At 46.2% G+C, this 20,071-nt stretch carries 19 protein-coding genes and 1 pseudogene; 10 read left to right on the plus strand and 10 right to left on the minus strand.

What is annotated here, in order from left to right; all coding sequences use genetic code 11:
• Positions 1–189: 189 nt before the first annotated feature.
• On the minus strand, positions 190–1,203 hold the full coding sequence (gene degA, locus ACZ07B_RS10865) for a transcriptional regulator DegA (RefSeq protein ID WP_130572203.1): 1,014 nt from the start codon (positions 1,201–1,203) through the stop codon (positions 190–192).
• A 17-nt stretch (positions 1,204–1,220) separates the two neighbouring features.
• Entirely contained in the window at positions 1,221–2,084 is an 864-nt protein-coding gene (locus ACZ07B_RS10870) for an AraC family transcriptional regulator (protein ID WP_003245539.1), read from the minus strand.
• 123 nt (positions 2,085–2,207) lie between these two features.
• Between ACZ07B_RS10870 and ACZ07B_RS10875 the strand changes: the two genes are divergently transcribed.
• The gene (locus ACZ07B_RS10875) at positions 2,208–3,575 is read left to right on the plus strand and encodes an MATE family efflux transporter (protein ID WP_217019743.1); all 1,368 of its coding nucleotides are present in this window, start codon (positions 2,208–2,210) and stop codon (positions 3,573–3,575) included.
• 27 nt (positions 3,576–3,602) lie between these two features.
• On the opposite strand, the pseudogene ACZ07B_RS10880 reads toward ACZ07B_RS10875, so the two are convergent.
• Positions 3,603–4,432, minus strand: a pseudogene (locus ACZ07B_RS10880) (phytoene/squalene synthase family protein).
• Between the two features lie 81 nt (positions 4,433–4,513).
• The gene (gene asnB, locus ACZ07B_RS10885; protein ID WP_014476388.1) at positions 4,514–6,358 is read right to left on the minus strand and encodes an asparagine synthase (glutamine-hydrolyzing); all 1,845 of its coding nucleotides are present in this window, start codon (positions 6,356–6,358) and stop codon (positions 4,514–4,516) included.
• A 145-nt stretch (positions 6,359–6,503) separates the two neighbouring features.
• Between asnB and ACZ07B_RS10890 the strand changes: the two genes are divergently transcribed.
• Positions 6,504–7,085 carry a DUF2777 domain-containing protein gene (locus ACZ07B_RS10890; RefSeq protein ID WP_124059933.1) on the plus strand — a complete coding sequence of 194 codons (582 nt, stop codon included), beginning with the start codon at positions 6,504–6,506 and terminating at the stop codon, positions 7,083–7,085.
• 30 nt (positions 7,086–7,115) lie between these two features.
• Here ACZ07B_RS10890 and wprA read toward each other — a convergent pair whose 3' ends face one another.
• The 3 genes from wprA to ACZ07B_RS10905 all read right to left on the minus strand — a co-directional run bounded on the left by wprA (position 7,116) and on the right by ACZ07B_RS10905 (position 11,345).
• Positions 7,116–9,800 carry a cell wall-associated protease WprA gene (gene wprA / locus ACZ07B_RS10895; RefSeq protein WP_464877175.1) on the minus strand — a complete coding sequence of 895 codons (2,685 nt, stop codon included), beginning with the start codon at positions 9,798–9,800 and terminating at the stop codon, positions 7,116–7,118.
• A 167-nt stretch (positions 9,801–9,967) separates the two neighbouring features.
• Positions 9,968–10,324 carry a YisL family protein gene (locus tag ACZ07B_RS10900; protein WP_014479397.1) on the minus strand — a complete coding sequence of 119 codons (357 nt, stop codon included), beginning with the start codon at positions 10,322–10,324 and terminating at the stop codon, positions 9,968–9,970.
• 115 nt (positions 10,325–10,439) lie between these two features.
• Positions 10,440–11,345, minus strand: a complete 906-nt coding sequence (locus ACZ07B_RS10905; RefSeq protein WP_217019746.1) for a fumarylacetoacetate hydrolase family protein — start codon at positions 11,343–11,345, stop codon at positions 10,440–10,442.
• A gap of 154 nt (positions 11,346–11,499) precedes the next feature.
• Here ACZ07B_RS10905 and ACZ07B_RS10910 point away from each other — a divergent pair, with 154 nt between their 5' ends.
• The 8 genes from ACZ07B_RS10910 to ACZ07B_RS10945 all read left to right on the plus strand — a co-directional run bounded on the left by ACZ07B_RS10910 (position 11,500) and on the right by ACZ07B_RS10945 (position 15,095).
• A complete protein-coding gene (locus tag ACZ07B_RS10910) occupies positions 11,500–12,423 on the plus strand; it encodes a CotH kinase family protein (protein WP_217019747.1) in 924 nt (307 codons plus the stop codon).
• Between the two features lie 145 nt (positions 12,424–12,568).
• Complete coding sequence (gene yisI / locus ACZ07B_RS10915) at positions 12,569–12,739, plus strand: aspartyl-phosphate phosphatase YisI (protein ID WP_003233086.1); 171 nt, start codon at positions 12,569–12,571, stop codon at positions 12,737–12,739.
• 422 nt (positions 12,740–13,161) lie between these two features.
• A complete protein-coding gene (locus ACZ07B_RS10920) occupies positions 13,162–13,383 on the plus strand; it encodes a spore germination protein (RefSeq protein WP_003233088.1) in 222 nt (73 codons plus the stop codon).
• 14 nt (positions 13,384–13,397) lie between these two features.
• On the plus strand, positions 13,398–13,631 hold the full coding sequence (gene gerPB / locus ACZ07B_RS10925) for a spore germination protein GerPB (protein ID WP_003233090.1): 234 nt from the start codon (positions 13,398–13,400) through the stop codon (positions 13,629–13,631).
• A gap of 22 nt (positions 13,632–13,653) precedes the next feature.
• A complete protein-coding gene (gene gerPC / locus ACZ07B_RS10930; protein WP_014476381.1) occupies positions 13,654–14,271 on the plus strand; it encodes a spore germination protein GerPC in 618 nt (205 codons plus the stop codon).
• Complete coding sequence (gene gerPD / locus ACZ07B_RS10935; protein ID WP_014476380.1) at positions 14,268–14,444, plus strand: spore germination protein GerPD; 177 nt, start codon at positions 14,268–14,270, stop codon at positions 14,442–14,444. The genes gerPC and gerPD overlap by 4 nt, the downstream gene beginning before the upstream one ends.
• Positions 14,444–14,845, plus strand: a complete 402-nt coding sequence (locus ACZ07B_RS10940; RefSeq protein ID WP_032679918.1) for a spore germination protein GerPE — start codon at positions 14,444–14,446, stop codon at positions 14,843–14,845. Before gerPD ends, ACZ07B_RS10940 begins: the two co-directional genes overlap by 1 nt.
• Before the next feature lie 31 nt (positions 14,846–14,876).
• Positions 14,877–15,095, plus strand: a complete 219-nt coding sequence (locus ACZ07B_RS10945) for a spore germination protein (RefSeq protein ID WP_003233096.1) — start codon at positions 14,877–14,879, stop codon at positions 15,093–15,095.
• 36 nt (positions 15,096–15,131) lie between these two features.
• On the opposite strand, the gene hlpB is transcribed toward ACZ07B_RS10945, so the two are convergent.
• Genes hlpB through sbcD form a run of 3 tightly spaced genes read right to left on the minus strand, consistent with a single transcriptional unit; the run spans position 15,132 to position 20,012 of the window.
• A complete protein-coding gene (gene hlpB, locus ACZ07B_RS10950; RefSeq protein WP_129092378.1) occupies positions 15,132–15,434 on the minus strand; it encodes an HNH nuclease-like protein HlpB in 303 nt (100 codons plus the stop codon).
• Between the two features lie 13 nt (positions 15,435–15,447).
• The gene (gene sbcC, locus ACZ07B_RS10955) at positions 15,448–18,840 is read right to left on the minus strand and encodes an exonuclease subunit SbcC (RefSeq protein ID WP_217019748.1); all 3,393 of its coding nucleotides are present in this window, start codon (positions 18,838–18,840) and stop codon (positions 15,448–15,450) included.
• Positions 18,837–20,012, minus strand: coding sequence for an exonuclease subunit SbcD (gene sbcD / locus ACZ07B_RS10960; RefSeq protein WP_217019749.1), 1,176 nt, complete (start codon positions 20,010–20,012; stop codon positions 18,837–18,839). Before sbcD ends, sbcC begins: the two co-directional genes overlap by 4 nt.
• Between the last annotated feature and the right edge of the window lie 59 nt (positions 20,013–20,071).

Genomic DNA, 20,071 nt, shown 5'->3' on the forward strand with positions numbered 1-20,071 from the left:
TCTCATTTCAGGATCGCTTTAAGAAAGCGCTTTCTCTTAACAGCTAAAAAACAGCGGTTCTATCCGCTCTACCATTTTGCGCAAGCGCTTTCTCAAAAGATGGTTTTATTTTACACTGCCTTTGGTTTACACGCAATATGTTTTTTTGGCTTCAACTGTCATAATGAAAAAACCCGCTCATTAGCGGGCTCATGTGTTGAGCGGTGATGTAGAATGTCTGACTACAAGTTCAGGCGGGAGCACTATTTTTTGTTTCGCCTTTCGTTTTCCCTCTATTGCTTCTGCCAGCAGTTCGATGACGCTCCTCCCCATCTCTTTTATCGGCTGGGCTACGGTTGTCAGGGGCGGAGCCGCCATTTCTGCGAGTATCGTATTATCAAAACCAATGATAGAAAGATCATCCGGCACTTTTATGCCTCTTATTCTCGCAGCTTGTATGGCGGCACAGGCCAATACGTCGTTGAAGGCAAAAATAGCAGTCGGAGCGTTCCTGTCGAGCAATTTTCCCGCTTCTTCCTTGCCGCTTTCCAAGGAAAACCGCGTCTGGATGATAAGTGATTCATCAATGGGCACGCCCGCTTCCTCCATCGCCTGACGGAAGCCTTTGATTCTATTTTTTTCGCCTGTCGTTGACCCGTCTCCGATAATGCAGGCGATGTTCGTGTGGCCGAGTGACAGAAGATGCTTGGCAGCCACATATCCGCCACGAACGTCATCTATCACAACAATATCCATCGGAAGAAGCGGCTTATCCTGAGAAATCATGGCAATCGGAATTTGTTCACTGGCGATTTCCTCCAAAGCAGACATACTGTCATGGCTTTCAATCCCTGTTGCAAAAATAATGCCATCCACCTTTTTCTGCTTCAGCACAGAAAAATACTTTGTTTCTTTTTTCGGATCGTAATCGGTGCTGCAAATCAAGATTTGAAAACCGAGTTCATCCGCTCTTTCCTCAATGCTTTTAGCCAGTTCGCCGTAAAACGGATTTGAAATATCAGGCGCCACAAGAGCGATCATATTCGTTCGTTTTCCCGTTAACGCCGCGGCGTGGACATTGGGCGTGTATGCCATTTCATTCATGACATTCATGACCTTCTGCCGTGTTTTGCCGCTGATTCTCCCCGTATTGTTAATCACACGCGACACAGTTGTGATCGAGACACCCGCCGCCTTTGCCACATCGTAAATTGTTGTTTTCATGTTCATCCCTCGTCTGGTTATTGAACTTTCCGGCTGACAATTTTCCGGTATTCAATTGGTGAAATGCCTTCTATCTGCTTAAAGAGTTTTGAAAAGTATGTCGGATCTTCCATTCCGACCGTTTCCGCAATAACGCCCATTTTATCATTTGTAGAGGATAAAAGACGCTTCGCTTCCGTCATTCTCACCCGGTTCGTGTATTGTGCCGGAGTTACGCCGAGCACCTGCTGCATGCAGCGGCTCACATAATCCTGATGATAGTGAAGGGCGAGCGACAGATCCTTGATTGTCGTCTTTTCCTTATAGTGCTCCTGTAAGTACCGGGCCGCCTCCCAGGCAACCCGCTCTTTCGCAGACGGTATTTGGAACGCTTCTTTTTGAAGATGCAGCATCAGTTCCTCAAATAAGATTTGCTTTCTGAGCGGCAAATCAGAGTTTTCCGCGGAGTAATCGATCAGCTTTTCAAACTGCTGCGCCATAAACTGCGGGCGCTGCACCTTGCCTTTTCTCGGCAAGGCCAATCCGTAGCGGGCCGGCTCTTCGAAGCTCCCTTTTTCCTGCTGAAGCTCAGACCAGTTGCTGCCTCCCTTTGCCGTAAATTCATATCGATGTTCATCGAAGTGAAGCCAATAGTAGGAGGTTGCTTCATCACTGCCCTTCGTCCCGTAGTGTTCAAGACCGGGAGAAAGCAAGATGTACTCGCCGCCTTCAACAGAAAACGATGTTTCATTTTCCGTTATATATAACGTTCCCTGTTTGACATATATCAGATCAAACACGGAGAATACACGTTTCACATGGGTTTCTCCTTTCTTAAAAACCCCTTCCCCAGCTGCGATAAATACCGGAAAAGGCGGGACTGTAAACAGGATGCGAGGCATTTGAATCATCCTCCTTTTTAAGTCGGATTTTTACAAGAAGTATCGTTTCTATCCCTTTTTATTATAAGGAAATGGAGGTACACTTTAAAACGTTGATTTTATTTACGAAAGGGGTTAGACACTATGAAACAAGCTGTCTTCAAATCAACTGCTTTGAAAAAACCCGCTGACAAAACGTTCTCATTATTTTCGCTTACTTGGCCGATCTTCATTGAGGTCTCATTATATATGTTTATGGGTAATGCCGATACACTGATGCTCAGCCAATACTCGGATAACAGCGTGGCAGCAGTCGGCGTCAGCAACCAGATTTTAAATTTAATTATCGTGATGTTCAGCTTTATCGCAACAGGAACGACCGTTATCATTTCGCAATTTCTAGGCTCACGGCAAAAGAAAGAAGCCATGGAAGTCGCTTATGTGTCAATCGGCGCCAACTTCTTCATCAGCCTGGCCATCAGCGCCGTCGTCTTTTTCACGGCTGTCCCTCTGCTTCATATGATGGGATTATCAAACGCACTGATGCCTGATGCGAAAGTCTTTTTACAAGTTGTCGGAGGTCTGTCCTTTATTCAGGCTTTAATCATGACATTCAGCGCGATCTTAAAAAGCTACGGCTACACAAAAGATACAATGTTTGTCACTATCGGCATGAACATTTTAAACATTGCCGGAAACTTTGTTGTGATTTTTGGTTTGTTCGGCTTTCCTGTTCTCGGCGTTGCCGGTGTGGCCATGTCCACATCTATCGCCCGCGTCATCGGATTAATCGCGATGATTGTGATTGTCAACAAACGCATTCAGCTGAAGATGTCGCTGAAAAAAGTCTTTCATATGCATAAAGAGCATTTGCGCAAGCTGCTGAAAATCGGCATTCCTTCTGCGGGAGAGCAGCTTTCATACAACCTTTCGCAAATGATTGTCACGTATTTTATCGCCATCATGGGCGCGCAGGCGTTGACAACAAAAGTGTATACGCAAAATATTACGATGTTTATTTTGCTGTTCGGCACTGCGATCAGCCAGGGTACACAAATCTTAATCGGCCGTTATATCGGCGGCAAACAATTTGATGCCGCTTATGAGCGCTGCATGAAGAGCTTATATTGGGCACTCGGAATTGCTGCGGCTACATCTGTTTTGATGACGATCTTTTCAAAAGACCTGATCGGACTCTTCACACAAAGCCCTGACATTATAGCAACTGCAAGCCTATTGATTGCCATGACCATTATCCTTGAACCAGGCCGCTCGTTTAATGTCATTATCATTAACTCTCTGCGGGCCGCGGGGGATGCGAAATTCCCGGTTTACATGGCAATGATTTCAATGTGGGGCATTGGTCTCCCGCTTGCTTATCTTTTCGGCATCCACCTCGGTTTCGGTCTTGCCGGCATTTGGATTTCTTTTATCGCGGATGAATGGGTCCGGGGAATCTTAATGTACAGAAGATGGCGCTCACGTATCTGGATTCAAAAAGGTATGGCGTAACACCCGGCTCAATCAAGGCCGGGTTTTTTAGATATCAGAGAGAATCTGCTTCACTTCGGTCTCTGTGAGAGCGAAGTGATGTTGAAATACATCGTGCTGCTTCACCCGGATTTTTTCTAAAACAGCCCGGTGCAAAAGAAGAACGGCTTTCACCGGTTTTTGAGAATACTGCGGAAATAGCGGCAAGGCATCCTGACACTCTTCAAGGTAGGCTTCTGCTTCAAAAGCGATATACTCCCACGTCATTGTGAACGCCTTATTCACGACGCCCTTTTGAAGGTCGTCCTCTGTATATCCAAATTGCTGCATCACTTCCCGAGGGATACGGCTTTTTTGCTGTTGGCCAGTGCCGATATCTCTCAGAATCCGAATCAGCTGAATCGCTAAACCGAGAGAACCGGCTGCATGTGTCAGCTGTTTCTGATGCCGGCGCGCCATAATCGGGAGAAGCATCAATCCGGCTGCCCCGCCTGTCTGGTATGCGTGCATGAGCAATTCATCAAGGTTTCCAAACGGTTTATCTTCCGCTTTCTGTGCGGCAATGAACTCACGGAATGGCTCGCTGTCCAGTGTAAATGTCTGGTAGGCATGGCCGAAAGCCTTCCACAAAAAATGATTCCCGTTATACGTACCGGAAAAAACATCTTCCGCCTCAGCTTTAATGGCAGATAACGCCTTCTCATCCGCATTGGCTGCCGTATGGCAAAACGCCATAACCGCCCAAGCTGCCTGCCTTTGCTTCAGCGGAAGAAACGAAAATGCTTTGTAACAGGCTGGTTCGCGGGCGCTGACGATCTGGCCGCATTGCTGATAGGCTTCTTTTATCTCTTTCATTTCTTTTCACTCCTATGTATCACTGCTTCTTCAAGTCTATTATGTTTTCTCGCAATTGTATATGAAGAAAAAGCCGATTCCTTTGAGCAGAATCGGCTTTTTCTTTATCCTTCATCAATATCAATGCGATACGCTTCAAACCATGTATGAATTTGAGCAAGATGGGCGATCAGCTGAGGCCCCTTCATGAGCTGCCCGAACCACGGCACCTTGAAGGAGGAGCCTTCCGTTTCTAAAAGCTGATCTAATTGTTTTCTGTCCAGCAAGGTATGGAGCACGGAGTCCTTTTGGCTTCTGATCGTTTTCAGCCATTCGCTGACGCCTTTTGTATATTCCGGATGGTGTGTTTTCGGATACGGGCTTTTTTTGCGATACAGAATGTCATCAGGCAAAATGCCCTCAAGCGCTTTGCGTAAAATGCCTTTTTCCCGATTATCATGCATTTTCATTTCCCACGGAATATTCCAAACATATTCCACAAGCCGGTGATCGGCGAACGGCACCCGCACTTCCAGGCTCGCCCCCATGCTCATGCGATCCTTCCGATCCAAAAGGTTCGTCATAAACCAAAGCATATTTAAATAGAACAGCTGTCTTCTTGCTTTATCCACACCCGTTTCTCCGTCTAATAATGGCGTTTCTGCCAAGGTTTCTTCATATTTGGCATTTACGTATTCTTTCAGATTCAATTTTTTCTGCCATGAGTCAGAAAGCAGCTTGATCCGCTCCTCCGTTGATCTCATCCATGGAAAGCCAGACTCAACATCTGCCGTATGGAACCACGGGTACCCGCCGAAAATCTCATCCGCGCACTCTCCCGATAGGCTGACGACAAAGTCCTTTTTGATTTCCCGGCAAAACCACAGCAGGGATGAGTCGACATCCGCCATTCCCGGCAAGTCTTTGACCAGTACAGCTTCCTCCAAATGATCAACGAGATCTTTTTGGCTGATGACGCATTTGTGGTGCGTTGTGCCGAAAGCCTCTGTCATTTTTTCAATCCATGGTCCGTCATCATTCGGCTGAAAAGCGCTTGCTTGAAAAAATTTATCGTTCTCTTCGTAATCAATCGAATAAGTATGAAGCGGTGCTTTTCCTTCCTTTTCAAAATGGCCCGCCGCAATCGCTGTAATTGCGCTTGAGTCCAGACCGCCTGATAGGAATGTGCAAACCGGCACATCCGACACAAGCTGCCGCGTCACCGCGTCCTGAAATAACGATCTGACATTGGCAACCGTGTCATCAAAACTGTCCGTATGTTTTTCGCTTTCAACATTCCAATAACGCCAAATATTAAGTCCGTCTTTGGAAAATGTCAGCGCGTGAGCCGGGCGGATTTCTTTTATGCCTTTAAATATGCCAGTGCCCGGGGTTCTGGACGGTCCAAGACCGAAAATTTCAGAAAGTCCCGTTCTGTCCACTCGCGCTTTTATATCAGGGTGCGCGAGGATTGCTTTGATTTCCGAACCGAAGAGAAATGAAGAGCCTTCCTTCGTGTAAAAAAACGGCTTTACGCCGAGACGGTCTCTCGCGGCAAACAGCAAATTTCGCTTTTCATCCCACACAGCGAAAGCGAATATGCCATTGAGATGGTCGACACAGTCTTCCTGCCATTCGATGTAGCTGTGCAGAAGCACCTCGGTATCTGACGTACGCTCGAATTGATGGCCCCGCGCCCGCAATTCTTTGCGCAAATCTTCCGTGTTATAAAGCTCGCCATTGTAAATAATGGTGTACGTATCCCCTTTATAGGTACACGCCATCGGCTGGCGTCCGCCTTCAATATCAACAACCGCAAGTCTTTTATGTCCGAATAAAACATGGTGCTCCCCCCAAACGTTTGAATCATCAGGCCCTCGTTTGGAAAGAGTGTCTGTCATTCTGTCCATCGTTTGTTTTTCCTGGACGAGCTGCTTTTTAAAATCGACCCAACCCGTAATTCCACACATGTGACATCAGCTCCAATCCCGTTTCTTTCGTAACAATTTCGTTTCTTTCAGCACCTTAGTAAGTTTATGCATCTATAGGCAGATAGTTGATTTGTCCATAAAAGAGTTGTATGGGACAGGCTTGAATTGGAAAGAAAAGAGAGGAATGAAGAAAAAGGAGACAGCATGGATGAAACGGAAACAATTGATATATACAGGGGAACGAAAATGGGAATACGGCACCATCCTCATCGAAGACGGCATCTGTTTAATCGAAAACGGAGAAGGCGATATACTGCTGGCGGACAGTCTCCAACACAGCCCAATCTGGATCCATCATAAAGGAAAGTGGGAGCAAGCCGGCTTTCAGGACAAGTTGGTTTTGGCATGCGGTGCAGAAAACATCTCCCTTTCCGGCGGAGAACGCATCCGCTATGAGAAATCAGTCAAGCGGCCGCTCATGGCGCTTTTGGATTCTCTTGACGACGAAACCTTTATCGCGTTTCTGCAGCACTTGCACAGCTTCGGCTTATCGGTATTCGATTGCGTCTTTTCTTATAATAAAGGAGTCTTTTCGAATTCTTCGGCGGAGCAGGGTGTGTCCTTTTATCACTTTTCAAATGACACCGCCCAATGCGCGATGCAGCATCACTACAGCAGCGAAGGGACAGGAGACCGTTTTGAATGGACGGCTTCAAACGGAAAGCGATCCATTATGTATTCAGCAGTCCAACGGGGGGGCAAATAAAAAAGCGGTGCATCGAGCACCGCTTTTTGGTTACTTTTCAACAACAACTTTTGCTTCCTTGCTTTCTTTTTTATCTGTATCCGCAGCCGTGACGTACAGCACCGTTCCGGCTTTTTGTTTTTTGATTTTCACCGAAAACGTTCCTTTTGCGTCAGCTTTGGCAGAAGCAATGACCTTCTTTGATTTGTTTTTCACTCTGATCATCGCTTTGCTGTTTGCCTTCCCTTTTACTGCCGTATCCTTCGTTTTCACCGCGTTTACTTTCGGTGTGCCGGAAGGTTTTCCTTTGACGACAACAACTTTATACGATGTTTTCGCATCGCCTTTTGTTGCTTTCACATACAGTACTTGATCCTGTTTTTGAGTCGCGATATTAACCTTGAACGCATTGTCTTTTCCGGCTTTGGCGCTGCCGAGTTTCTTTTTGCCGTTCATCACCTCGATAAGTGTGCCTTCCTTCGCGTTCCCTCTGACAGCTGTTTGAGTGCTTTCCAGCTTGTTGACCTTAAGCTGTAAATCAGCTGCGCTGACAGCCTTCATGACATTCAGCCGCCCGTAGCCTGAATGCCAGTCTACACCAGGTGTCTTCGGAATTTCAATCGGATCGCCATAATCGTCATACAACTCTTCTTCTCCGCCATCGACACTTTCAAAGGAAATATCATCTGCCGTCTTTTTCAACATATCCTCAACTTCTGTTCTTTTCAGCTTAGGATTTTGAGCAAACAGCAATCCTGCAGCAGCGGCAGCATACGGCGTCGCCATAGACGTTCCGCTCATGTACGTGACATTTCCGTTCGGCACTAAACTCGGGATATCCGACCCTGGAGCAGAGATGTCCAGACCTTTTCCATAGTTAGAGAAATCAGCGGTCATATCCATGCGGTTCGTTGCGCCGACTGACATCACATATTTAGAAGATGCAGGATAAGATAAGGCATTTTCTCCATCATTCCCGCTGGCTGCGGCAATCAACACATTTTTGTCAGCCGCGTACTTCAAAGCAAATTCAAGCACGCGGCTGTAGCCTCCGCCTAAACTTAAATTAATCACCTTTGCTCCTTTGTCAGCAGCATATTTGATGCCGAGAGCAATTTGTTCAGTATCTCCGGAACCTGCGGAATCAAGCACTTTTACAGGGATGATTTTTGCTTTGGCATTCAATCCAGTCATTGAATAGCCGTTATCGCTTTGGGCCGCAATAATGCCTGCGACATGCGTCCCATGCCCCTGATCATCCATTGCATCGTTATTTCGTCCGACAAAATTGTGTCCGAGATCTGTTCTTACTTTTCCTTTTAAATCAGCAAGCGTGCTGTCTACGCCTGTGTCTACTACTGCAATGAGTGTATCGTTAAGCTTGCGTTTGGACAGCAATGTGTTGGCAGGCTCATATTTCATATCCGCATTTTTGACACCGCCGTTTTCACCGTTGTTTTTAAGCGGCCATTGATAAGGGTACTGAATATCGTTTGCCAGGCTTTTGTATTCCTGCACGGGTTCCGCAAACTCTACATTGGACATCTTGGATAGTGTCGCAGCAGCGCTTTTGACCCTTTTGGCGCTTGCCGTATATGCGCCGTTCTGTTTCTCATCTTTCGGAAGTTCAAATGAATACAGATTGTCAAACAATTTCTTTGCCTTTTTCACATTAGATATGTCTTTTTTCGATTGCGCGCTTGCAGAAAAGCCCTTCATTTCATTATGTACGGATGAGAGGCTTTTATTGTCCTTCACCTTGAAAATAACCTTTGTTGTCTGAATTTCACTTTTTGCTGCAATATTGTTTTCTGTTAAAATGGCTCCGGCTGTTTTGCCTTGCAGCTGCTTCATATTTAGTCGGTCCGCTTGTTTCTTTATCTCCTCTTTAAGGAATGACGGGACTGATTGTAAAGCTTTATCATATAGCCGGTTGATTGCTTTTTGATCCTTTTCAGTGACCTTATACGAAGATGATGCTCCGTTTTCTGACACATCGTCAAATAACGGCTTTAATGTCACAAGATCCTGATAGATTTCATTTCTTGCTGTTTTATTGAGTGCGAGCTTTGCAACGATAAACGGTGCTGCTTTGTAATAAAGGCTTGTCAGTTCTTTGCCTTCTGCTGTTTGGCTCAGCTGCTCATCACGAATCGCTCTCAACTTATCTAGGATGCCTTTTCCTGATTTCTTCTGATCGACACTCATTTCAACCGGACAAGCTTCTTCCTCTTCTAAATCTGACGGCTGTTTTTTGGTGCCTTTATACCCAATCGTATACTTGGCTTCTGCAGCTGCTTCTGCCGTTCCGCCGTCCTCTGGCTCTTCTTCTCCGAGGTATTCAACTTTTACATAGTAAGGGCCGCTCCACGCGTATGGAAAAATGACTTCGCTTTTTCCATCCTCCGCTGTGAAAGAACGGTACATCTCAAACGTTTCATCTTTAAGCGCTTTTTCCCTACTTGGATATACAGATACATTCAGTACTGAATCACTCTTTACGGTCAGTGCCATATGTGAGTGTTTCTGAATATCCGTTGCTCCCGGGGTCACTTTGTACCATTTCACCTGTTCCGGCTCCTTCATGGCGCCTGTCTGCTCTTTGCCGTTTTCCAGAGCAGCCGCCTGATCGATCGCGCCGGCCGCTGCAGCTTTGGTTCCCGGAGAAAAAAGGCTGAAAATCAGTGCAAAAATAAGCACTGCCGCCACAAACGAGCTGAATTTTCTGCGTTTCATGTTATCCCTCCTGCAAAATAATGAATCTCCTTGAAGGTATCATAATTTCATAGGACGAGATACCGCTTACAGGTAATTTTAAGGTTATTTTAAATGATTTGGAATATAAGGGGATAGATATAAAAAAACCCAACTCTATCAAAGAGCCGGGTTCATAGGTTTTTCTATTAAAACAACTGAAAACCAATTGGCAAATGCAGACCGAGCAGCACTGTCAGCAAAAGGACAATGACGAAGCCGATCCACAGGCCTCCTGTTGATTTTTCTTTTTTCTTGCGGATGAGGAGCATTTCCATCAGGCCGATGGTGATAATGCCCAGAATCATTTTGCCGGCGTATTCTCCGTTCCAGTTGGCGAAACGGACAAACAGCTCAGCTCCTGTCAAAATAATAAGGATATAGAATAACCGCAGAATCATATGAGTGATTTTTGCGCCCTTTGCACTTCCTGACGAATACAGCGAGTAGCTGACGAAAAGCAGAATCAGCGCTACCACCCATGTCGTAATATGTAGGTGTGTCATATATGTTCCCCCTATCAGATAAATTACCCCACTTATAGTACCATGAACTTGTCCTCTGCCACAAAGATGATTATCAGAAAAAACGGGCGGGTCCGGGTCCGCCCTCCAGTTTTATTCAGCCAATTTGGTTTGACAGCGTTCCGATCGGGTCAATTGTAATATCAATTTTGTCACCTGACCGCAAGAATTTTGGAGGCGTAAACCCCTTACCGACACCAGACGGGGTACCGGTGGCAATGATGTCGCCCGCTTCAAGCGTCATCCCCTTTGAGAGGGTTTCAATTAATTCCGGAATGGAAAAGATCATATCGCTTGTTGAACCGGATTGGCGCAGCTCGCCGTTGACTCTTGTTTCAACCTTGAGGCGCTCTGGCTCCTGAATCGATGATTTATGTACAAGCACGGGCCCCATCGGACATGTCGTATCCAAGCTTTTTCCAATAAAAAACTGCTTATGCCTTTTTTGCAGATCACGCGCCGTGATATCATTCACAATCGTATATCCGAAAACATGGTCATATGCATCTTCTTTTGAAATGCGGGTCCCGCTTTTTCCGATCACGACAGCAAGTTCTCCCTCATAATCAAGCTGAGAGGTAACCTCTTCATGGCTCTTTACGATATCACCATGCCCCGTAACCGTTACCGGCGATTTTGTAAATACCATCGGATGCTCCGGAATATCAGCCTCGCTTCCCATTTCAATCGCGTGATCCCGGTAGTTTTTGCCGATGCAGATGATATTTTTTGATGGCTTCGGAATGGGTGCATGGAGCTTCACCTCAGATAATGAATACATAAATGATCCCAGCTCATCATTCGGTTTCTTTGCCCACTCGGCCAGCTGCCTTGCATGCGCAACGAATTTATCCCCTTCTGCGATACATTCAATCAGCGATCCCGGAATCGTCTCAAGTTCAAACAGTTTTTTTTCAGCCTTTTGCAAATCCATAATTTTCTCATCGTCAATGATCAGGCCGACAAACATTCGGTTGTAAAGTTCCCCTGTCGCAAATTTCATGTTATTCCTCCATCATCTTTTAAATCAGAATGCTCCTTCATGTATTCTCTGTCGAATGCTGAAATCCCTTTTTCTCAATTCCGTTTTCATTTCGTTTCAGGACGGGCTTGCTCTACATATCATACAAATGTCGTTTTGAGAAGGAGGAAAGAATATGGAGCGCGTGCATTTATTTTTTCATCGGGAGCAGCTGAAAAGGAAAGGTACTGCCAAGGGGCTTTTCGTAACAGATCGATCTGTTTCTCCCATTCTTCTCACACAGCGTGACAGAGCGGAAAAGGCATCCTACGAAATCAGCTGGGAAAAGTCTCTGCTTGGTGAAAGGACACTTTTTTTGAATGCAGAACAGGATGATCCGTCCCTGATGCGGCGCAGACTCGCCTATTGTTTTTTTGACCAGATCGGCGTACCTGCTCCCGCTGCCTCGTACAGCTTTCTGACCATCAATGGCCAGCCTGAAGGCATTTATTTGAACATCAAGAACCATCAGCCAGCCAGTAAAACGAGTTACGGAGTGAAGACGGCCGATCCAAGGGTTCCGTTTTCCCTTTTTAACAATGATTCCTCGGCATTCTTACATGAATTTTTCAAACTGATCCGCACAGCCGGAGATGACGAATTGGCTGAAAGGATTAAATTGTATCTGGATGTCAAGCTGTTTTTTTTGTGGCTGATCGGCAACGCCTGCACCAATCAAGGCTTTTACTACACATTTTGTTTAAACGAATCCGGCCGGCTTTACGTTTCCCCGATAGAGACAAGATCGCTTGCCGTACAAGAATGGTATGACGAAGACCCGCTTCTGACAAAAGGAAAGACGCTTTCGTCAAGGCTTCTATCCATTCCCGCCTTCCGGTCGCAATATCACACATTAATGAAAAACGTGCTGAAGCGGTCGTTTACTATTGAACGATTATCTCCTCTCATCAACGAATGGCACCTTGACATTTGTCAAAGTGCTGCTGATGATCCTTTTATCAAAAAAAGCCCCTTTCAGATCGAAAAGGAGCAGACAAACATACTTAGAGAAATTGAGGAACGGCAGGACTTTTTGCAAGCACACTTAGCAAGACTTTAGTCCTTTCTCCATTAAAAAAGGCCGCAGCAAAAATTGTCGCTTTTTTAGTCAAATTGACGAAAGGCAACCTTTTGAGCCAAAATAGGTTATACTAACGATATCCTGTATTTATATCAAAATAAAATCTAGAATTGGAGATAGCGTAATGAACAGTAAAATTGAAGAAATGAGGATCACACTAATTGAAACCGCACAAAAATATGGCATGAATTCAAAAGAAACGATTCAATGCAGCCAAGAGCTGGATATCCTGCTGAATACCCGGATTAAAGAAGAAATGATTTTTGGGAGATATCTTGAAAACTCCCGTATGTAAATCATTTTCTATAACAATTAGAATACACCACATGTAACTCCGCTTTTTGCTCAGCACTTCTGGGATATACCTCAGGGCGAGAATGTGCCCGCCCAAAAATCGAATACCGCAGCACGACATACTCCAAAAAGCATTCTACACGCAAAAACACCAAAGAAATAAACAAAAATCACCATAGGCGGATAGCGGCATCCTTCGCCGCATTTCCGCTCAATTTATACCCAACATCCTCTTTTGCCATGTTTAAACATAACGGCCCGAAAAAATAAAACGCTTTCATCAAGAGCCGATATGTCCCCTTTAAATTTCTCTCACACATATGTGCGTTTGTCATAAGCTATCGTGAATAGCCCAATTGAAATCAGAATTGTCATTTCACTTTACCTGTCTTTTTTTAATTTTTCAACAAAGGATGTGCTCGTATGCCGGCCATTGTCGGAGCGTTTAAAATTAATGCGATTGGTACGAGCGGAGTCGTTCACATCGGGGACTGCATTACGATTTCTCCTCAGGCTCAGGTCAGAACGTTTGCCGGTGCTGGCAGCTTTAATACCGGCGACAGCCTCAAGGTGATGAATTATCAAAACGCGACGAATGTGTATGACAATGATGCGGTTGATCAGCCGATCGTGGCCAATGCGTAAAAGGAGTGAGGCTCATGAACTTTTATATTAATCAAACCATTCAAATCAACTATCTCCGGCTGGAATCAATCAGCAACTCCTCCATTCTGCAAATCGGGAGCGCCGGATCAATCAAGTCACTGTCAAATTTGTATAATACAGGGAGTTATGTAGAACCGGCACCAGAAGTTTCTGGCTCAGGGCAACCGCTCCAGCTGCAGGAGCCCGACACAGGTTCATTGGTCCCGCTCCAGCCTCCTGGCCGTTAATCATATGAAAGAGGTGAAGAACATGTATGATCAATCTGTTTCCTCTTACCTGCAAAACTTGAATTCCTTCGTTCAGCAGCAGGCGATTCACATTCAGCAGCTCGAACGTCAGCTGAAAGAGATTCAAACTGAAATGAATACGATGAAACAGCGGCCGGCCACTACCATTGAGCGTGTGGAGTATAAATTTGATCAGCTGAAAATCGAAAGGCTCGACGGGACTTTGAATATCGGCTTAAATCCGACTGACCCGAACAGCGTCCAAAACTTTGAAGTCAGCCAGTCGACACCGCAAATCGGGATGATGCAGCAGGAAGAGAGCGCTCAGCTCATGCAGCAGATCCGCCAGAATGTCGACATGTACTTAACTGAGGAAATCCCAGATATTTTGGAACAGCTTGAAAACCAATATGACAGCAGACTTGACGATACAAACAGACACCATGTTATTGAAGACATCAGAAAACAAATGGACAGCCGGATTCACTATTATATGTCCCATATCAAAAAAGAAGAAAATACACCGCCTGCACAATATGCAGAACATATCGCTGAGCATGTGAAGCGTGATGTCATCCGCGCTGTAGAACACTTTCTGGAGCATATTCCATCAGAAATGAAAGGAGATGAGCAAGCATGATCTTTACAGTCATCAACCGCAGCTTGGAAGTCGGGGACATCCGGATGAACGGTGTGTCCAGTTCCTCCGTTTTCCACATCGGAGACACTGAATCCATCTACCTGTCTTCTATTTTTGATACACCGCCTGAATCTCTTATCATCGGGCCGTTTGCTCCGATTGCGCCAGAATAATGCTTAAACGCATATCACGCATCAGACTAGTTAAGTTTAATTCCCTCGGGATCGCAAGTGTGTTTCAAGTTGGCGACACAAATGAAATCGATATGAGTGTAAAAGTATTTGCTGTTCAGCGTTCTCGGTCCACGTTTTACAATAATGAAGGCTCATTTAACAAAAAGGAGTACCAAATCTTTCAGCAGCAGGCAGTGAAGCCGATTCGCGAAACAGGTGTACAAAGCGCATTTTGCCACGAGGTGCCGGCTATTTATGTTCGCAGCATCAAAATTCAAGGGGTTTCCGCCTCTTCTGTTTTACATGCTGGTTCAGCTTCGCTTATCCGCGGTGATGCGAGAATCAAACATATCAGACAGATTCAGTCTCCGCGCTCACAATCGCCCGCCAAGAACATATAATAAACAGAGACTTCGATAAAGGGTGTCGTTTATGCCAGCAATTGTCGGGCCTATAGCTATCAATTCCATATCGGGCGGAGTCGTAAACTTTGGTGATTCCTTTTACCTTTCTCCGAAAAGCTCTTCAAAATCTGCGCTCGGTTCGGGAGCAGGAAACACGGGAGATTTCCTTCTATTAAATAATGCAGTCAACGCGACAAATTATATAGACCCCGATGTCAACGATCAGGATATGGTTGGAAACGGATAAAAGCAGCCGCTCTGCAAAGAGAGGGCTGCTTTTTAGTCATTTTTTCTTTTTTCGTTCATTTGATTTCTTTGTTTTGATCAGCTTCTCAGGCGGCTGTTTTCTGATCCATTTGACAAACCGGGCAAGCTCTGGATCGCTTCTGAGTTCAGCCATTCCGTTTAAACGTACAGCGAGCTCTTGATTGGTATATAAGGCATGAATCTGTTTATGGCAAGGAATACAGAGCATCGCTGTCGGCAAAAACGCTCCGCCTTCCTCTTTCGGTGTGAGATGATGCTCTGTCAGCTGGACATCGCTCCGGCCGCACAGCTCACATATTCCGGCAGTCTGCTTTGCCATATCCGCTCCTCCCTTACATCAACTCAAGTGATACCCGCGTACCGCGGCCGCTCGGTTCAGCCGGATGGACGATCAGCTTTTTCGGAAGCCGTGCACGCAGCTCCTGCACATGGCTGATGACACCGACAGCCAGATTGTCTGACTGAAGTTTTTCCAAGGCCGTGACAACCGTATCAAGCAGATCTTGATCCAGTGTGCCGAAGCCTTCATCTAAGAAAAAGAACTGAAGCGGGTATTCCCCGCGAAGCTGGATCTGCGCAGACAGCGCAAGAGCAAGTGAAAGCGAGGTGAGGAAGGTCTCTCCTCCAGACAAACTGGAAACCGGGCGTCTTACGCCTCCATTCGCGTCATCCCGCATCACGAAGCCGCCTTCTGAATCTACTTCGATGGCATAGCGCTGTCTTGTCAGCATACTGAGTCTTGCTGAGGCGTCCCTCGCAACGCTTTCAAGCTGCTCCTCAGCTAAAAATTCGACGAAGGTATTGCCTTTAAACACAGCTTGCAGCTTGTCCAGCCTGTCGATATGCGTCTGCCATTTTTTCAGTTCAGCTTCAATTTCATTAAACCGTTTATGATGGTCGCGAATGACAGCCAGTGCTTTTGCTGCCGCGCCTTTTTCCTCTATAGCAGCGCCAAATGCTTCCTCAGCTTTTTGTAATGCTGCAACGGTTTCGTTCCATTCGCTCTCTGATAATGCTCTGCCGGCAAGTATCTCTGCTACTCGTTTTAAGTTTGCAGCATTTTGCTTCAGTTTATCCATAAACTGGTCTATGCCGGTTTTCATCTTTTCAAGTTCATCAGCTGGGATGAGACTTTGTTCAACCTCCTCAGTCCGGGTAATGGAGGTGTTTTTTGTATGCTCAAGCCAAGCAGCTTTTGCTTTTTCCAATCTGCCCTTCGCCTCTTGAAGAGTGAGCTCGCTTGCAGAAGCGCGGCTTTTCGCCTGGTTGAGCTTCATTTGGGCGCTTTGCAGTTCTTCATATAAAGATTGTTCTTTTTCCTTTAACAGCTTTAGATCCTGCTGGACAGAGCGGAGTTTGATTTGAATCGAATCTCCTTTTGCATAATCTCCGAGTTCGTGCTCATAATCAGCTATCACGCTCTTTATGCGTTCAGCCGCATAATGAAGCTCCAGCTTTTCCCGCTCAAGCCGGTGTCCCGATTCCCGCAGTTTTTCCTTTTGTGCTTCATGCTCAGCAAGAAACGCGATACTCTTCTCAATTCGTTTTTCACATTCTTCTGCAGCCCGGTCCTTTTCTTCAATGGCTTGCTGCCATTTTTCTGCTTCGTCCACAGATTGATTCTGAAATGCTTCTTTAAACATGTTCAGACTGCTGTCCATTGAGGATTGAAGCTCGGTGATGATGCTTTCAATACGGTCAGCTTCTCTTTTTTCAAAACCGATTTTTTCATTAAGCTGCTCGGCCTTTTTTAAAGACTCCTGATAGGCGCCGATCATTTGTGCCATTCGTGTCTTAACAGAAAGAATGTCCTGCTTGATTCGTTTCCATTCAAATTTGGCAGTTTCAAATGCTTCATACACCGGCTGATTTTCGAAGGAAGCTGCCGCTTCAAGGTTCTGCGCTTGAATTGTCTGCAAAAACGGACACTGTTCAATAAAGCGCGCGGACTGTTCTTCAAGCGTAATTTTGGCTGAAAGAATCTCCTGGCTGAGAGCTGCAGCTTCCGTCAATAATACATCTGTCTGTTTAATGTCCTCTTCAAGATGGCTGTCGGCTTCATATGTTTCATGTACTGAGGCAGATGGATCATGATCGGTTGAACCGCATACCGGGCAAGGCTTACCGGCAGTCAGCTTTTGGGCTAACTCTTTTGTCAGCAGTGCCACCCTTGCTTTTTCACGCTGTAAGTGAAGCGTGTGTTGACTCTTTCTAGCCTCTTCCGTCATACGTGTTAATGAGCGTTCCGTTTCGCACACCAAATGGTACACAGTTTGCACTGCCTCATATGCCTGAATGATGTTGTTTTCTTCCGCTTCCGTCTTTTGAACGAGTGTATTCTTCTCTTCATTCATCTTCTGAAGCACGAGGTTCAATTCGTCACTTCGTTTTTTCTCTTTTTTGATTTGCTCCTCGGTTTGTCTGATGCGCAATGCCATTTCTGCGGCCTGCTGGCAGCTTTTTCGCTCATCGGATGTCACCTGCAGGGATTTGAGCTGCTGCTTCAATTCTGTCTGTCTGTTTTGCCCTCGTGTCAGGCGGTCTGTTACGGTCTCCAATTCATTCATGACAGATTGAAGAGCCTCTTCTTTCTGCCGGAGGTCAGCCTTTTTGCGCTCTTCCTCTTGCTTGGCCTCACTCAGTTTGATTTCGATTTCCTGCAAGCGTGAAAGCTGTTCCTGTTTGGCTAAAAGCTCAGGCTCTTTCTCGCTTTTATGCTGGCGCCACGCTTCATACTCTTCATGTTTTTGCTGAAAGAAAGCTGTCCGGTCTGCTAAATCCTTTTGGGCTAGCGTTTGTTCCTTTTCAGCTTGCTCCTCATGCTGGATCGCTTCTGCGTACCGGTCCGCATAGGGCTTAAGGGCTGCTGCTGTTTCTGCTTCCAGCAGGCGTTTTTGCATGCTGTCTATATGCGGCTGTTCTTCTGCGAGACGTTTTTCCTCTGCTTCATAAGCGGATTTTTCCTTTTGGACATTCCAAATCTCCTGATGCTCTGTAAACTGCTCCTTCGCCTGATCACGGTTCTTCCTCATCGCTTCCAGCCGGGCTTCAGCTTGTTCGAGAGCCTTTTCAGCCTGCTCAACTGCCTCTGAACTCGCCTCACCAAGACCGGACTGTTCAGCAAGCATTTCATTTTTTCTCGCATTAGCTTCCTGCGCCTGCCGTCTCAGCTTTTTCACAAGCCTGTCTCCATATTGCTCCAAATTAAATAAACGCTGAAGCATATGCCTGCGCTCTGCCCCTTTTAAAGACAGAAATTCAGCAAACTTCCCTTGGGGCAGCACCACCGCTCTCGTAAAATCGTCGATCGTCAGCCCCAAGAGCTCCTCCACTCTTTTATTCACTTCGCTGGCTTTATCAGCCAGTACGGTATGCTCATCCTTGATTTCGATGAAGCGGCAAAGTGCCGTTTTTACCTTCATTTCATCCGTTCTCTTAAACACACGCTCGACTTTGTATGAGATTTGGTGATTCGTCTGAAGCGCAAAGGTAAAGGAAACAGACAGCGTATCTTCCGCCTGGTTTAAGATACCGTGCGTATTATTCGCCGCCCGTTCCACCTTTCCGTATAAAGCAAGCGTCATTGCGTCGAGAATAGAGGATTTACCGCTTCCTGTCGGGCCGAAAATGCCGAAAACACCCGCACCGGAAAGGCCTTCAAAATCTATCGTCTGCTCCTCTCTAAAGCTGTGGAGCCCCTTAATGCTTAAGGCGATCGGCTTCATTTCACATCCTCCTCTTCAACGCCTGATGCAAGCTCTAAAAATAGCTTCACCATTTCTTCATCCGGCACCGCACCGCCAGTTTGTTTTTCATAAAATTTCTTAAAGCGGTCCTCGATTGAGACATGTTTAACCTCGATCCGTTCCCGGTCTTTGTTCTGTTCTTCAAAAACCGGCCTGATATGGATAAAGCCCGGGTGCGCCTTCCGCAGCCTGTGAATCTCTTCAAGTGACAGCTGGTCTGTGACACGGATTTCCAGGTCAATCCAAGCATTCTGATCTCTGCCTTCATCCAGCCAGCTGTACACCTCACTTAATCCATTTGCCGCTTTCCACTTCACAAGGGGCTTGCCGCTTGATAATAACACCTCTTGCCAAGTGGCCTCTTCCCCAGGCTTTGCGTCCACAATCGTCACTGATTTTGCGTAGCCCGCTTCAGAAAAGCTGTAGGCGAGCGGAGATCCTGAATAACGCGCAAGCGTCCGCGCCCGCTTGATCGTTTGCGGGCGATGCAAATGGCCGAGCGCAACGTAAGCGGCATCTGCCGGCAGGCTTTCAGCAGCCACCGTGTATGCACCGCCGACTTCAATCGGCCGCTCTGAATCGGTTTGGTTTCCGCCTGCCACATAAATATGGCTTGCGGCAATCTTCACTGCATCGTTCCGGAACCGGCTTGTCATATGCTCAAACGCCTGCCTGATTTTCACATCATAGTGATCACGGAGCAGCTTTTCATCAAACGTATCGGATAGCACTTCATTTAACCTTGCTTCAGATGGGTACGCCAGCGCTCCAACCGCCAAAAGCTCTCCTGCTGAAGGCACTTCAATATGAATCGGCTCTGTTGTCGGATAACCGATTAAATGAATGCCGTTTTCATGTGTCAGCGGTGAAGCGGCTGACAAACGGTCAGGATTATCGTGGTTTCCGGCAATGACTACGATCGGGCGCTTTCCTCTGTCGCTAAGCGCAGACAGGCTTTCATAAAACAGCTGCTCGGCTAAAGCTGGCGGGTTTACGGTGTCAAATGCATCCCCCGCCATTACAATGGCATCGATCTGCTCATCCTTTACAATCGTATTCATTTCATCCAGCACATCGGCCTGTTCACTCAGCCTGCTTCTTCCTTCAAGCGTTTTTCCAAGATGCCAGTCAGCCGTATGTAAAATCCGCAAATGCTTTCACCTCTCTTTTATATAGAAAACGAGACCCGCTCCGCCTGAAATTCCGGAGC

It is taken from the genome of Bacillus sp. 9.4 (assembly GCF_055486415.1).

Coding starts and splice junctions, on each gene's coding strand:
- degA (WP_130572203.1), bottom strand. CDS start 1,203: ATGAAAACAACAATTTACGATGTGGCAAAGGCGGCGGGTGTCTCGATC.
- gerPB (WP_003233090.1), top strand. CDS start 13,398: ATGAACTTTTATATTAATCAAACCATTCAAATCAACTATCTCCGGCTG.
- sbcC (WP_217019748.1), bottom strand. CDS start 18,840: ATGAAGCCGATCGCCTTAAGCATTAAGGGGCTCCACAGCTTTAGAGAG.
- wprA (WP_464877175.1), bottom strand. CDS start 9,800: ATGAAACGCAGAAAATTCAGCTCGTTTGTGGCGGCAGTGCTTATTTTT.
- ACZ07B_RS10870 (WP_003245539.1), bottom strand. CDS start 2,084: ATGCCTCGCATCCTGTTTACAGTCCCGCCTTTTCCGGTATTTATCGCA.
- yisI (WP_003233086.1), top strand. CDS start 12,569: ATGAACAGTAAAATTGAAGAAATGAGGATCACACTAATTGAAACCGCA.
- ACZ07B_RS10945 (WP_003233096.1), top strand. CDS start 14,877: ATGCCAGCAATTGTCGGGCCTATAGCTATCAATTCCATATCGGGCGGA.
- ACZ07B_RS10940 (WP_032679918.1), top strand. CDS start 14,444: ATGCTTAAACGCATATCACGCATCAGACTAGTTAAGTTTAATTCCCTC.
- ACZ07B_RS10905 (WP_217019746.1), bottom strand. CDS start 11,345: ATGAAATTTGCGACAGGGGAACTTTACAACCGAATGTTTGTCGGCCTG.
- hlpB (WP_129092378.1), bottom strand. CDS start 15,434: ATGGCAAAGCAGACTGCCGGAATATGTGAGCTGTGCGGCCGGAGCGAT.
- ACZ07B_RS10900 (WP_014479397.1), bottom strand. CDS start 10,324: ATGACACACCTACATATTACGACATGGGTGGTAGCGCTGATTCTGCTT.
- ACZ07B_RS10910 (WP_217019747.1), top strand. CDS start 11,500: ATGGAGCGCGTGCATTTATTTTTTCATCGGGAGCAGCTGAAAAGGAAA.
- ACZ07B_RS10920 (WP_003233088.1), top strand. CDS start 13,162: ATGCCGGCCATTGTCGGAGCGTTTAAAATTAATGCGATTGGTACGAGC.
- asnB (WP_014476388.1), bottom strand. CDS start 6,358: ATGTGTGGAATTACGGGTTGGGTCGATTTTAAAAAGCAGCTCGTCCAG.
- gerPC (WP_014476381.1), top strand. CDS start 13,654: ATGTATGATCAATCTGTTTCCTCTTACCTGCAAAACTTGAATTCCTTC.
- ACZ07B_RS10890 (WP_124059933.1), top strand. CDS start 6,504: ATGAAGAAAAAGGAGACAGCATGGATGAAACGGAAACAATTGATATAT.
- ACZ07B_RS10875 (WP_217019743.1), top strand. CDS start 2,208: ATGAAACAAGCTGTCTTCAAATCAACTGCTTTGAAAAAACCCGCTGAC.
- gerPD (WP_014476380.1), top strand. CDS start 14,268: ATGATCTTTACAGTCATCAACCGCAGCTTGGAAGTCGGGGACATCCGG.